Source organism: Alkalimonas delamerensis, from assembly GCF_030717955.1.
GTDB lineage: Bacteria > Pseudomonadota > Gammaproteobacteria > Enterobacterales > Alteromonadaceae > Alkalimonas > Alkalimonas delamerensis.
Genome location: NZ_JAUZVY010000002.1, coordinates 697524 through 709821, shown reverse-complemented (window position 1 = coordinate 709821; position 12298 = coordinate 697524). Strand labels below are relative to the sequence as shown.

At 54.7% G+C, this 12298-nt stretch carries 10 protein-coding genes; 5 read left to right on the top strand and 5 right to left on the bottom strand.

The genetic code is table 11. The features are described 5' to 3' along the window. Nucleotides 1–3: 3 nt before the first annotated feature. From Q3O59_RS07755 to Q3O59_RS07735, 5 genes are all read right to left on the bottom strand, one after another. Nucleotides 4–666, bottom strand: a complete 663-nt coding sequence (locus Q3O59_RS07755; RefSeq protein WP_305945012.1) for an exonuclease domain-containing protein — start codon at nucleotides 664–666, stop codon at nucleotides 4–6. Nucleotides 667–668: 2 nt separating this feature from the next. Then, nucleotides 669–2492, bottom strand: coding sequence for a putative nucleotidyltransferase substrate binding domain-containing protein (locus Q3O59_RS07750; protein ID WP_305945011.1), 1824 nt, complete (start codon nucleotides 2490–2492; stop codon nucleotides 669–671). A 68-nt stretch (nucleotides 2493–2560) separates the two neighbouring features. Next, nucleotides 2561–3079, bottom strand: coding sequence for a hypothetical protein (locus tag Q3O59_RS07745; protein WP_305945010.1), 519 nt, complete (start codon nucleotides 3077–3079; stop codon nucleotides 2561–2563). Between the two features lie 82 nt (nucleotides 3080–3161). After that, complete coding sequence (locus Q3O59_RS07740; protein ID WP_305945009.1) at nucleotides 3162–4928, bottom strand: sodium:solute symporter family protein; 1767 nt, start codon at nucleotides 4926–4928, stop codon at nucleotides 3162–3164. A 3-nt stretch (nucleotides 4929–4931) separates the two neighbouring features. After that, nucleotides 4932–5195, bottom strand: a complete 264-nt coding sequence (locus tag Q3O59_RS07735; RefSeq protein WP_228592474.1) for a DUF4212 domain-containing protein — start codon at nucleotides 5193–5195, stop codon at nucleotides 4932–4934. Between the two features lie 167 nt (nucleotides 5196–5362). Between Q3O59_RS07735 and Q3O59_RS07730 the strand changes: the two genes are divergently transcribed. The 5 genes from Q3O59_RS07730 to holB all read left to right on the top strand — a co-directional run bounded on the left by Q3O59_RS07730 (nucleotide 5363) and on the right by holB (nucleotide 12292). Then, on the top strand, nucleotides 5363–8911 hold the full coding sequence (locus Q3O59_RS07730) for a PAS domain-containing hybrid sensor histidine kinase/response regulator (protein ID WP_305945008.1): 3549 nt from the start codon (nucleotides 5363–5365) through the stop codon (nucleotides 8909–8911). Nucleotides 8912–8997: 86 nt separating this feature from the next. After that, complete coding sequence (pabC, locus tag Q3O59_RS07725) at nucleotides 8998–9777, top strand: aminodeoxychorismate lyase (RefSeq protein ID WP_305945007.1); 780 nt, start codon at nucleotides 8998–9000, stop codon at nucleotides 9775–9777. Next, the gene (gene mltG, locus Q3O59_RS07720) at nucleotides 9762–10775 is read left to right on the top strand and encodes an endolytic transglycosylase MltG (protein WP_305945006.1); all 1014 of its coding nucleotides are present in this window, start codon (nucleotides 9762–9764) and stop codon (nucleotides 10773–10775) included. Before pabC ends, mltG begins: the two co-directional genes overlap by 16 nt. Continuing rightward, nucleotides 10768–11412 carry a dTMP kinase gene (gene tmk, locus Q3O59_RS07715; RefSeq protein ID WP_305945005.1) on the top strand — a complete coding sequence of 215 codons (645 nt, stop codon included), beginning with the start codon at nucleotides 10768–10770 and terminating at the stop codon, nucleotides 11410–11412. The genes mltG and tmk overlap by 8 nt, the downstream gene beginning before the upstream one ends. Then, on the top strand, nucleotides 11396–12292 hold the full coding sequence (gene holB / locus Q3O59_RS07710; RefSeq protein WP_305945004.1) for a DNA polymerase III subunit delta': 897 nt from the start codon (nucleotides 11396–11398) through the stop codon (nucleotides 12290–12292). The genes tmk and holB overlap by 17 nt, the downstream gene beginning before the upstream one ends. Nucleotides 12293–12298 lie beyond the last annotated feature (6 nt).

Below are 12298 nucleotides of genomic sequence, written 5' to 3'. Positions count from 1 at the left end.
CAATTACCGCGATAAGCTTTGCAGTTCGCCCAGTGTCATGCTGCTGCTGTGTTGGCGTATCTGGCTAAGCAGCAGCTGGGCACAGGCAAAGGCATCGGCCAGAGCATGGTGCTGGGGGGCCTCGGGCAGTTTGTGGCGCGCCAGGCAACTGTTCAGACGCAGCATGTCTTTGGTCAGCACCTTGCCTTTGTTGTGCAGGCGCTGCCACTCAATCTTCAGGGTATCAATGGCTTTAAACTTTGGGCTTCGGCCAAAGCAGCGCTCGGCGGCTACGGTTAGAAAGGCCAGATCCATCTGGGCATGATGGGCCACCAACACATAGCCGGGGTACTGGCTGAGCAAGCCTTGAACCAGCTCACAAAGCTCAATCCCTTTGAGCAACTGATGATCGTGCAGGCCATGAATGACAGCACTCTGACCAACACCGATTGGCGACTTCACCAGATAATGAGCGCTGTCACCCAGCATGATCTCCTGCTGGCGGATAGGCACCCAGCCTGCACTGACAATGTGATCTTTTTTCGGATCAAGGCCAGTCAACTCCAGATCCAACACCAGGAAATTCACCTCTGAGACGGGGGTTTTTGGCGATGGCATTGGGGTGCTGTCGTAGCTGCGAACGATTTCATTGATGGGCATCGGAGGATTTTTAAACCAGCCAAACATAATCAGAGCTCCCGGCAAAAGCGATACTTCATCTGGCTTTGCGCCTGATTGATCACTTCAAACACATCTTTTAACTGATGGCGCTGCAAGCCAGACAAGACGGCAGGGTCCAGCAGGTTGGAGGCTTCATGCCCCTGGGCGATGTCGTGTTGGTGCTTGTCCCAACGCAGCTGCGCCAGCACATCAAAGGCATCCAGTAAGTTCTGGCTGTCTTTGGCATCCATCACTTTTTGCTGCGCCAGTTGCATTAATCGCTGGCGGGTATTGATGGCACTGATGCCTTTGCTCAGGCTGTAAATGCGGGCCAAATCGGTAATCAGAATCAAGCCGCGTTTTTTTAAATCCAGCCCTTTTTTTTGCTTGCCATCGCGCTCCAGCGTAAAGGTTTTAAAAAAGCCTAACGGGGGCGTGCCTTTTAACGCATTGTGGCTCAGGTGGTACAAAAACACCGCTTTATCGGTGGTGCGGGCCAGAATGTCCTGCTGCAGCGCATTAAACAGACTTTTGCTGCCGTAAATCGGCCGCAAATCAAAAAAGATGCTGGATTTCAGTAAGGCTTCCGGCGTTGGCGTTTGGATCCAGCGGGCAAATTGCTTTGACCAGCCTTTTAAACTAAGACGCAGCTCCGGATTGCTGGCCATAATGTTGCCGGGGCAATAGACGATGCCGCATTCATTGAGGCCGTCGCAGACGATTTTTGCCAGTTGCTCAAAATACTGGGCAATGGCACCTTCCGGCTCTTTTTCCAGCAGCAATGCATTGTCCTGATCGGCATTTAAGCCTTGCTCCATCCGTGCCTGGGAGCCAAAGCCCAGCCAGGTAAAGACGCAGGGTGGGGGACCCAGCCGTTGGATGGCCAGCTTAATCCAGCTTTGTGTCAGAGCGTCGGTAACTGTGGTTAGCACGTGACTGGCTTCGTGTGCCGGCACTTGTTGGCTGCTCAGACTCTGGCTTAAATGCAGAATTTGGCTGGCGCACTGCAAGATGCCATCGTCGCTGTGCTGGCGATGAATTTCGCCAATCAGATAAACCGGGTGATCTTGCTGGGCCCGTATCACATCGGTGGCGGTAATCATGCCAAAAAGTTGCTCATCCCTGAGCACGGGCAAATGATGAATGTTGTGCTGACTCATCAGCTGAACGGCTTCAAACAGGTAGGCATGCAGTTCAATGGTGAACGGCTTGTTGGTCATCACCTCGGCTACCTTGCTCTCTGCTGCCAACCCCTCGGCAACCACCCGGCTGCGTAAGTCCCGGTCGGTAATAATCCCCACCAGCTTCTGTTGCTGTTCCACCAGCAGCGAAGATACCCGGTGCTCTGTCATCATGGCTGCTGCTTGCTGCACCGTCGCATCCGGTGAAATGCTGACCTTGCGCGCTTTGGCCACATCGCTGATTTTTAGCGTAAAGCGGTTGGTTGATTGCGCTTTGTACTGGTGCAACCGGCGGCCAAAGAGGCGCTGAAAGAACAGGTCGATGTTTTTGTACTGATAGCGGACCTGCTGAAAGCCCTCGGCACTGAGCCAGTACACCAGACCATCTTCATCGCAAAGCAGGGTATCCTGATCGCTTAAGTCGGTCAGAAGCTGCTGATAGCCATAAAAATCGCCGCTTTGCAGCTTGGTTAGCAGCTGCTGTTGATCGCTGTACAGTGAAAATACCCCGGTGCGGACAATCATTAAACGATTGCTGTCGGTATTCACTTCTTCACCGCCGCGCACGTAATACACCGACATTTGGCGCGCAAGCTCTTGCAGTTGAGCAGTATCCAGCTCATCAAAGGGCGTGGTTTCGGCCAAAAACTTGGTGACTTCAGTGACTTCCATCGGCGACTCAGGGTTGCTTTTTTACATCTCTAACCATAGCAAGGCAGTCGCCAGCTCACCAGACGACTTTAGTCGAAGTGGCAGGCTTGCAGTAGGGGATCGGAGCTGTCCAGTCGATACCACTCTGCGCTTAAGGGCTCACCCGGTGCAGGCAAGCTAAGGCCAGCATGTTCATCGGCCCGAGCCTGCTGAGTGCAGTGAAGTATAATGGTCAGGCCAATGGCCGACATGCGCCGTTCAAACAGGTAGATGGGCAGCCTAACCAGCTCGGGGTTGTGCTGATTGACTTCGATACTGGCAAAGTCGGCGGCAACAAAGCGCATGGTTTGCGGAACCAGGTAACTCCAGGGGCGCCAGAAGGCAGTTTGTTCGGCGGTACTGACCACCTGCACGCCTTCGGGCAGTAGGCTTTGTTGGTGTGAAAACCAGTGGTACTCGGAGTAAATCTGAAAGGTCAGCATGCCAGCACCTGCTGCAACAGGGATCCACCAGCGAGCCAGCTTGCCCCGACTGATCCAACGGGCGGATAACGCCAGGCCAGCAGCGCCTAAACCAGCAAAAACCGTAGCAACCAATTCCCAAAACATAGATACCTCGTGGATAAAAAAGGGCTTTCCAATCGGAAAGCCCGCTTAACATCAATACTTTAGCACAGTTAGGTGCAAGGCGTTAGTGGCCTGTTGCTGCACCGGCACCACGTGGGTAACGGACGCTTTCAACCAGATCCTGGATATCTTGCGGCGGCTCCTCAGTCAGGTAAGAGACTGCGAAGGCGACCGCAAAGTTGATCATGGCACCGATGGCTCCGAATGACAGTGGGGAGATGCCAAACAACCAGTTGGCTTCCACGTTTGCGAAGGTGGCCGTACCAGGGATAAAGAACCAGCCCAGATACAGGAAGATGTAAACCACGGTGCTGATTAAGCCCGCCAGCATACCGGCAATAGCGCCTTTGCTGTTCACCCGCTTGGAGAAGATCCCCATCATCAGTGCCGGGAAGATAGACGCCGCGGCGATACCAAAGGCCAGTGCTACCACCTGGGCTGCGAAGCCTGGTGGATTCAATCCCAGCCAGGTGGCCACCACGATGGCGACTGCCATGGAAATTCGCGCGGCCAGCAGCTCTCCTTTGTCGCTTATCTTCGGATTGATGGAGCCTTTGATCAAGTCATGGCTAACGGCCGAAGAGATTGCCAGTAACAGACCTGCCGCTGTCGACAAGGCGGCGGCCAGACCGCCAGCGGCAATCAAACCGATGACCCAGCTTGGCAAGTTGGCAATCTCAGGATTGGCCAGCACCAGAATATCGTTGTTCACAGTCAGCTCGTTGCCAGCCCAACCACGCGCTTCAGCGGTTTGCTGGAAAGCAGGCACATCGTTGTACAGCTGGATGCGTCCATCGCCGTTTTTATCGTCGAACCGAATCAGACCGGTGTTTTCCCAGGTACGGATCCAGTCCGGGCGCTCAGCGTAATGCAGCGCTTCAGCGGTAGGACCATCCGGGTAAATGGTGGTCAACAGGTTCAGACGTGCCATGGAAGCCACTGCCGGCGCTGTCAGGTACAGCAGGGCAATGAACACCAGGGCCCAACCGGCGGACCAGCGTGCATCGGCCACTTTGGGCACGGTGAAAAAGCGGATGATGACGTGCGGCAAGCCGGCGGTACCAATCATCAGCGACAGGGTAAACAGCACCATGTTCAATTTGTTATCAACGTCGGCGGTGTAATCCTGGAAGCCCAGTTCACGCACCACTTCATCCAGTTTTTGCAGCAGTGGCATGCCAGACTCGGTGTGAGTGGAGAACAAGCCCAGCGGCGGCAGAGGATTGCCGGTCAGCTGCAATGAGATAAAGACGGCTGGGATGGTGTAAGCGATAATCAACACCACGTACTGTGCCACCTGGGTGTAGGTGATGCCTTTCATGCCGCCCATAACGGCGTACATAAAGACCACCACAGCGGCGATCATCAGGCCGGTATCGTTGCTTACTTCCAAAAAGCGAGAGAAAGCAACGCCTGCGCCGGTCATCTGTCCGATAACGTAAGTAACGGAGGCAATGATCAAACAGGCCACCGCTACCAGGCGTGCGCCCGTGCTGTAAAAACGATCGCCGATAAAATCTGGCACGGTAAACTTGCCAAATTTACGCAGATAAGGGGCCAGCAACATCGCCAGCAACACATAGCCACCGGTCCAGCCCATCAGGAAGCTGGAGTTGGCGTAGCCGCCAGCGGCAATCAAGCCAGCCATGGAAATAAAAGACGCCGCGGACATCCAGTCGGCGGCGGTGGCCATGCCGTTGGTGATGGGGTTGACACCACCGCCGGCCACGTAAAACTCTTTGGTTGAGCCGGCACGGGCCCAGATGGCGATGCCGATGTAAAGTGCAAAGGATGCACCGACAAAAATCAGGTTAATGGCAAACTGGCTCATGGCTTACTCCTCGTCCAGGCCGAATTCTTTATCCAGCTGATTCATTTTCCAGGCATAGAAAAAAATCAGTGCGATAAAGGTCAAAATAGAACCCTGCTGAGCAAACCAGAAGCCCAAATCGGTTCCACCAACAGGAATGCCGCTTAACAGCGGACGAAGTAAAATTCCAAAGCCGTAAGATACCAGGGCCCAAATGACCAGACTGATCCAAATCAGTCGGACATTGGCCTTCCAGTATGCCGCGGCATTTTTTTTATGCTCTACCATGGTTGTGCTCCCCTTGTTGTCATTTGGTACACCTTGGTCGGTTTTAATCTAGCAGCGGCCAGAAATAGCGAAAGCCCGACTTTAGTCGAAGCAAAGCAGCCAAATGGTTGACTTTGATCGGTGTTCGGCCAAGAGTAACAACAGAAAAATAAAAAGGAGGGCGGCTTGTGGCAGCCTGGACCATAGCATTACTGGCCTTGTTGTATGTGGGTGGCTTATTCTGGATTGCCAACTGGGGCGAGCGCCATGCCGACGATCGTCTGATACGAAAGTATGGCGGCCTGATTTACAGCCTGGCTCTGGCGGTTTATTGCACCTCCTGGACCTATTATGGGGCGGTAGGCACGGCGGTGACCCAGGGCTGGGACTACATTCCGATTTACCTGGGACCCATTTTGCTCTTTGTGTTTGCCCAGCCATTTTTGTTTAAACTGCTGTACGTGGCTAAAAAGCACAACGTCACTTCCATTGCAGATTTTATCTCGTCTCGCTATGGCAAACGCCGCAACATCGCCTTGGTGGTGGCGCTCATCTGTCTGGTGGTGGTGGTGCCGTATATTTCGTTGCAATTGAAAGCGGTAGCCAGCTCCTATCAAGTGTTGCTGGGGCAGGATTTTAGTGTCGGTAAAGTTGCCTGGTATCAGGACAGTGCTTTGCTAAGTGCTGTGGCGATGGCTTTCTTTGCCATCTTGTTTGGCACTCGCAAGGTTCATCTGACCGAGCAAAACCGTGGGGTTATGGTGGCCATTGCTTTTGAGTCGGTGGTAAAACTCTTTGCGTTGTTGCTGCTGGCCGGGGTGGTGTACGTGTTTTTCCTCGACACCGAGCACTCTGCTTTGCAGCATTTTATTCATCATGCCAATGAACAGCAGCAAACAGGCGCCGGCACCGGCTGGGTCGGCTTTTTAACCAAAACTCTGTTGGCCACCGCAGCGGTGTTTTTATTGCCGCGTCAGTTTCATGTTGCCTTTGTCGAAAATGTCTCCAATCAGCATTTACGCCATGCCAGACGCTGGTTTTCCGGCTATTTGCTGATGGTGACTCTGGTGGTGATTCCGATTGCAGTGGCAGGGATGTTGATGTTTCCGGACCGCTGGCAGCAGGCCGACAGCTTTGTACTGTTGATCCCAGCCTCAAGCGGCATGGATACCCTCAGTGCTCTGGTGTTTATTGGCGGTTTTTCCGCGGCCACCTCGATGATCATTATTGCTACCCTGGCGTTAAGCACCATGATCAGCAACGATGTGGTTTTGCCAGGCTTGCTACGCCGGGCCAAGCGTCAGGGCATGCAGCACGATTACAGCCTGCTGCTGCTGCTGGTACGTCGCAGCATGATTGTGCTGGTGATGGCGCTGTCCTGGCTCTATTACGTCTTTTTTGCCCGCAATTACGATCTGGCTGAAACGGGTCTGTTGGCCTTTGCCCTGACCATTCAATTGGCCCCGGCTGTGGTCGGGGGCCTGTACTGGCGCCATGGCAATGCTCGTGGCGTTTATGTCGGTTTGGCCATTGGTTTCGCACTTTGGTTCTATACCCTGATGCTGCCGCAGTTGGTCGGCGCAGGGGTGATTCGCAGCGATTTGATGGCCGATGGCCCTTTCGGTTTGGCCTGGTTGCACCCAGAGGCATTGTTTGGTTTGACTACCGACAGTTTGACCCATGGTGTCATCTGGTCCCTGGGGCTGAATATTCTGGCCTATATTCTGGTGTCATTGGCGACCCGGGTGCCGCTCAAAGATCGGTTGCAAGCCGTTGCTTTTGTTAAACCGAACCTGCCGATTGATCATCAGGATACACCGGCCCGACGCATTAAAATCCGCAACTCCGACTTACGAACCTTACTTGAGCGTTTTGTTGGGCTGCACCGTGCTCAGGAGTGCTTGCTTGAGTTTGGTCGCCGTCAGCAACAAGAGCTGGACCCGGACGATCAACCCAGTGTGCGTTTGGTTGAGCACGTTGAACGCGAGCTGGCGGGCGTCATTGGTGCCTCGTCGGCTTCGACCATGGTCAATGCGGTGCTGGAAGGCAAGCAACTCGGCTTTGAAGATGTGGTGACCCTGTTTGACGATACCACCCAGGCCATCCAGTTTTCCCGCAAGATCCTGTTTTCCACCTTGGAGCACCTGAGTCAGGGAGTCAGTGTGGTTGACCGTGATTTGAACCTGGTGGCCTGGAACAAAGCCTACCTTGAAATGTTTGACTACCCGGAGGGGATGATTCGGGTTGGGCGACCAGTGGCGGATATCGTCCGTTTGAATGCCGAGCGCGGACTCTGTGGTCAAGGCGATATTGAGGAGCACGTGCAAAAGCGCATTCAGCACATGCAAAATGGGACTCAACATGTGTTTCAGCGGGTACGACCCGATGGCCAAGTGATTGAAATGCGCGGCAACCCTATTCCCGGGGGGGGCTTTGTCACCAGTTTCACCGACATTACCGACCATGTGCAGGCAGTGCAGGCGCTGGCAGAAGCCAAGCAGCACCTGGAACAGCGGGTGCAGGAGCGCACTCAGACCATCAGTGTGATGAATCAGGAGTTGTTGGCTGAGGTGGAGCGACGAAAACTGACCGAGCAGCAACTGCTGCACGCCAAGGCTGAGGCAGAAGCTGCCAATGCCTCTAAAACCCGCTTTTTAGCCTTGGCCAGTCACGATATTTTGCAGCCGCTCAATGCCGCAAGGTTGTTTACCGCAGCCTTATCGGGGCGACACGATGAAAAACAGCATCAGCACATTGTGCAGCAATTGGATAACTCGTTAAAAGCCACTGAGGAATTGATCTCGACCTTGCTGGAAATTGCCAAACTGGATGATGGCAAGTTGCAACCATCGGTTCAGCCGGTGGCCTTGGGTGAGTTGCTGGAGAACCTGGCGGCAGAATACAGTCTGCTTGCCGACCAAAAAGGCTTGCAGCTAAAAGTGCGCAGCAAGGATGTGCAGGTGTTGTCGGATGCGACTTATCTGCGGCGTATTGTGCAAAACATGCTGTCCAATGCCATTAAATACACGCCCAGTGGCAAGGTGCTGCTGAGCTGCCGACGCCGGGGCGACCAGCTGATGGTGCAGGTCTGGGATACCGGCCCGGGCATTGCCGAGCCCGATTTGGCCCGGATTTTTGACGATTTTTACCGCATCGATGCGACGGCCAAAGGGCAGCAGGGCGTTGGTCTGGGGCTGGCCGTGGTGAGTCGTATGGCCAAAGTGCTGGGGCATCGGGTCAGTGTCCACTCAAGGCCTGGCCATGGCACTGTTTTTAGCCTGACCTTGCCGCTGGTTGTTACAGAGAGCCGCCCATTGGCCGATGACAGCGCCAAACCGCGCAGTGCCTTGTCGGGTTTGCAGGTCATTTGCATTGACGACGATGCCACCAATTTAGAGGCACTTAAAGTCCTGTTGCAGCAATGGCAGATTGAGCAGGTTCGGGGCTTTTACGATGAGCAGGGTTTGTTGGCCTATGCCGCAGAGAATTCAGCGCCGGATGTGCTGCTGATTGATTATCAGCTGGGGCAGCACAGCAATGGCCTTGACTTGTATCAGCAACTGCAAGTGTATTGGCAGGGGGTGCCGGGGATTTTGGTATCGGCTTCACCACAAGCGGATTTGGCTCGTCAGGCGCAGCGGCTTGGACTGTTGTTTCTGGCGAAACCCATCAAGCCGGCAGCTCTGCGAGCCAGCCTGAATCAAATCAACTTATTGAAACGACAGGCTGCTGAATGAATCGGCAGCCAGCAGCCTGGGGTTGGTATTCAGGCGGTGGATAGGGCATACTTCAGGGGTTTTATGCATGCAAAAAGGTAGCTTAGGTGCAAGCAGTCAGCAACCCCGTCCTAACCACCGGGGATCGTAGTTTTCAGTTCGGTGATGGGGTCTTTACCACCATCCTGGTGCGGCACGGCGAGCCTGAGCTCTGGCCGTTGCATTTGGCTCGGCTTCAGCAAGGGGTTGCGCGTCTGGGTATTCGCGAGCCAGATTGGGCAGAGCTTAGCGCGCAAGTACGTGCGGCCATTCAGGCACCGCAACAGGTCATTAAAGTGCTCATTTCCCGAGGCCAGGCGGGGCGGGGCTACAGTCCGGCGGACGTCACGGGTCCAGCCGTCTATTTAACCACCGCCGCTTTGCCCGATTTCAGCCACTGGCAATCGGCTGGGATCCGGCTTGGTTTGGCCCGTTTGCAATTGGGTTGTCAACCCTTGCTGGCTGGGATCAAACACAACAATCGGTTGGAGCAGGTGCTGCTGAAACAAGAACTGGCAAGCACCGACTGGGATGATTTGCTGGTGCTGGATCAGCGTGGTTTTGTCACCGAAGCCATTGCTGCCAATCTGCTTTTTTTTCGTGCTGGCCGCTGGTTTACGCCTCGTCTGGATCAGGCTGGGGTAGCCGGTGTGATGCGGGCCCGCTTGATGATGTGCTGTTCGGTGGAAGAAGTGAACTGGACCCTGGATGAGCTGCAAGGCGTTGAAGCCATCTGTCTTTGCAATGCCTTGACAGCGGTGGTGCCGGTTCGGCAGTTTTTAGACCGTGAACTGGCCATGCCGCCCGTTCATCAGTTGCAACAGGAGCTTCAATGCTACGCCGATTAGTTTTCCTGGCCTTTACCTTGCTTTTGATCGCCGCCTTTTTGGTGTACAGCAAAATGCAGCAACTGGCCAGTCAGCCGCTGCAATTGAGTGAGCCGCTTTTTACCGTGCCAGCCGGTGCCTCGGCACTGGGGCTCTGTCGTCAGTGGCAACGTCAGCAACTGCTGACCGAGCAAGACTGTCATCTGCTGCGGTTAAGCCTGTACCTGCAGCCTGAGTTGGCTGCCGTGCAGGCGGGAACCTACCGGGTCTCACCGCAGCAGTCGGTGATTGAGGTGTTGCAACATTTTGTGCGTGGTGAGGAAGCTCAGTTTGCCTTTACCTGGCGCGAAGGTGAAACGCTGCAACAAACGCTGGAACGTTTAGAGCAGGCAGACTACCTGGTGTTTGATCTGAATGAGCATCAGTTGCTAAGCCTGCTGCAATGGCCGGAGTCCTGGGGAGAGGCACCAGAAAAAGGGGAAGGTTTATTCTTTCCGGATACCTACCATTACACCGCCAACAGCCGGGCCAGTCAGTTACTGAGCCGGGCACATCAACGCTTGTTGCAGCAGCTGGAGCACAGTTGGCACTACCGTAGCCTGGATAACCCGTTGCAAACGCCCTATGAATTGCTAATCATGGCGTCCATTATTGAAAAAGAAGCGGGTCACGAACCAGAAAAACCCTTAGTCAGCTCGGTGTTTGCCAATCGATTACGCAGCAACATGCGGTTGCAAACCGATCCTACAGTGATCTATGGGCTGGAGAATTTCAGCGGTCGTATTACCCGGGCCGATCTGAACAATCCACACCCTTACAATACCTACCGTCACCATGGCCTGCCGCCAGGTCCAATCTCCTCGGTCAGCCGCAGCTCTTTGTTGGCGGCAGCTCAGCCGGCAGAAACCACCTTGTATTACTTTGTCAGCCGTGGCGATGGGACCCATGTGTTTTCCGAAACGCTGCAAGAGCACAATGCAGCGGTGCGACGATATATTTTAGGACAAAACAATGACTAAACAGGGCCGTTTTTTGGTGGTCGAAGGCCTGGAAGGGGCCGGTAAAAGTACTGCTATTCAAACCATTACCGACTGGCTGCAGCAACAAGGCGTGCAGCTTGTCAGCACTCGGGAGCCAGGTGGCACGCCGTTGGCTGAGCAGATCCGTTCCCTGGTCAAAGAGGTGCAAGCTGAGCACCTGACACCGGAAGCGGAGTTGTTGCTGATGTACGCTGCCAGGGTGCAGCTATTGCGTAACGTGATTGAACCTGCACTGGCGCGGGGGGATTGGGTGCTGGCCGATCGGCACGATATGTCATCGCGTGCCTATCAGGGCGGAGGCCGTCAGCTCAGCAGCCAGTTGATCGATGGCATCCGCCAGGCTGTGTTGGGCCCCTGCCGACCTGATCTGACGCTTTATCTGGATATTGATCCGGCCGAGGGCTTGGCCCGGGCTCAGGCGCGGGGCGAATTGGATCGGATCGAGCGCGAGCAGCTGGCTTTTTTTGAGCGAACCCGAGCCGTGTATCTTGCAATTGCTGCAGAAGAGCCGAATGTGGTGGTGATTGATGCTGGCCAGCCACTGGCCGTGGTGCAGCAAAGTATCCTGACGGAACTGGACCATTTTTGGAAAACAACCCATGCTGCCCTGGCTTGAACCAAGTTACCAGCAGCTGAGCAGCTTGCACCAACGTCTACAGTTGCCACATGCTTTGCTGTTAAGCGGTCGCCGGGGGCTGGGCAAACAGCAGCTGGCTGAGGCTGTGGTCCGGCTGTTACTTTGTCAGGCGGGGCCTGCAGAAGCCCCTTGTGGTCGGTGCAAGTCGTGCCAGTTGCAGCAAGCAGGGCATCACCCGGATTTTTGGCAAGATACGGATGCTTCAGAACGCATTGGGGTCGATAGCATTCGTCAGCTCAGCCGCTTCTTTCATGAGCATGCCCAGCAGGGCGGAGCCCGTGTGGCTGTTTTGGAGAGAGTGGAGCGAATGAGTGAGGCAGCGGCCAATGCCCTGTTGAAAACTCTGGAAGAGCCGCCGGCTGGTGGCTACTTGATCTTAACCAGCGATCAGCCTGCCCTGTTGTTGCCAACCATTGTTAGCCGTTGTCAGCAATGGTCATTGACAGTCGCAGATACCAAGGTCGTCGAGTTGTGGTGGCAGCAACAAGGCGGGCAGACTTTGGATAAGTTTTTCGAGCCTTTGTTGCATTCGGCACCACTGGAAGCCTGGCAATGGCAGCAAAGTGGTCAACTTGAGCAAGTGCGCCAAAGCCTGCTACAGTTGGAGCAGTACCTGCAAGGACAAGCTAGCATGCAGCAAACGGTGCAATTACTGGCTAAAACAGAGCAACTGCCTTTGGTGCTTAGTTGGTTTGTGCGAGAGCGGCTGGCTCAGAAGTCCAATGCACAGCCTCAGGGCTACTGGCAGTTTTTGCAGCGGTTTCAGCAATGGTGCCGTGACGAACAACAGCTTTTAGGGCAAAATAAGCAATTGGCTTTGACAGCGCTGCTGATTGAACTGAAACGGTTAAATGCCTGATACGAG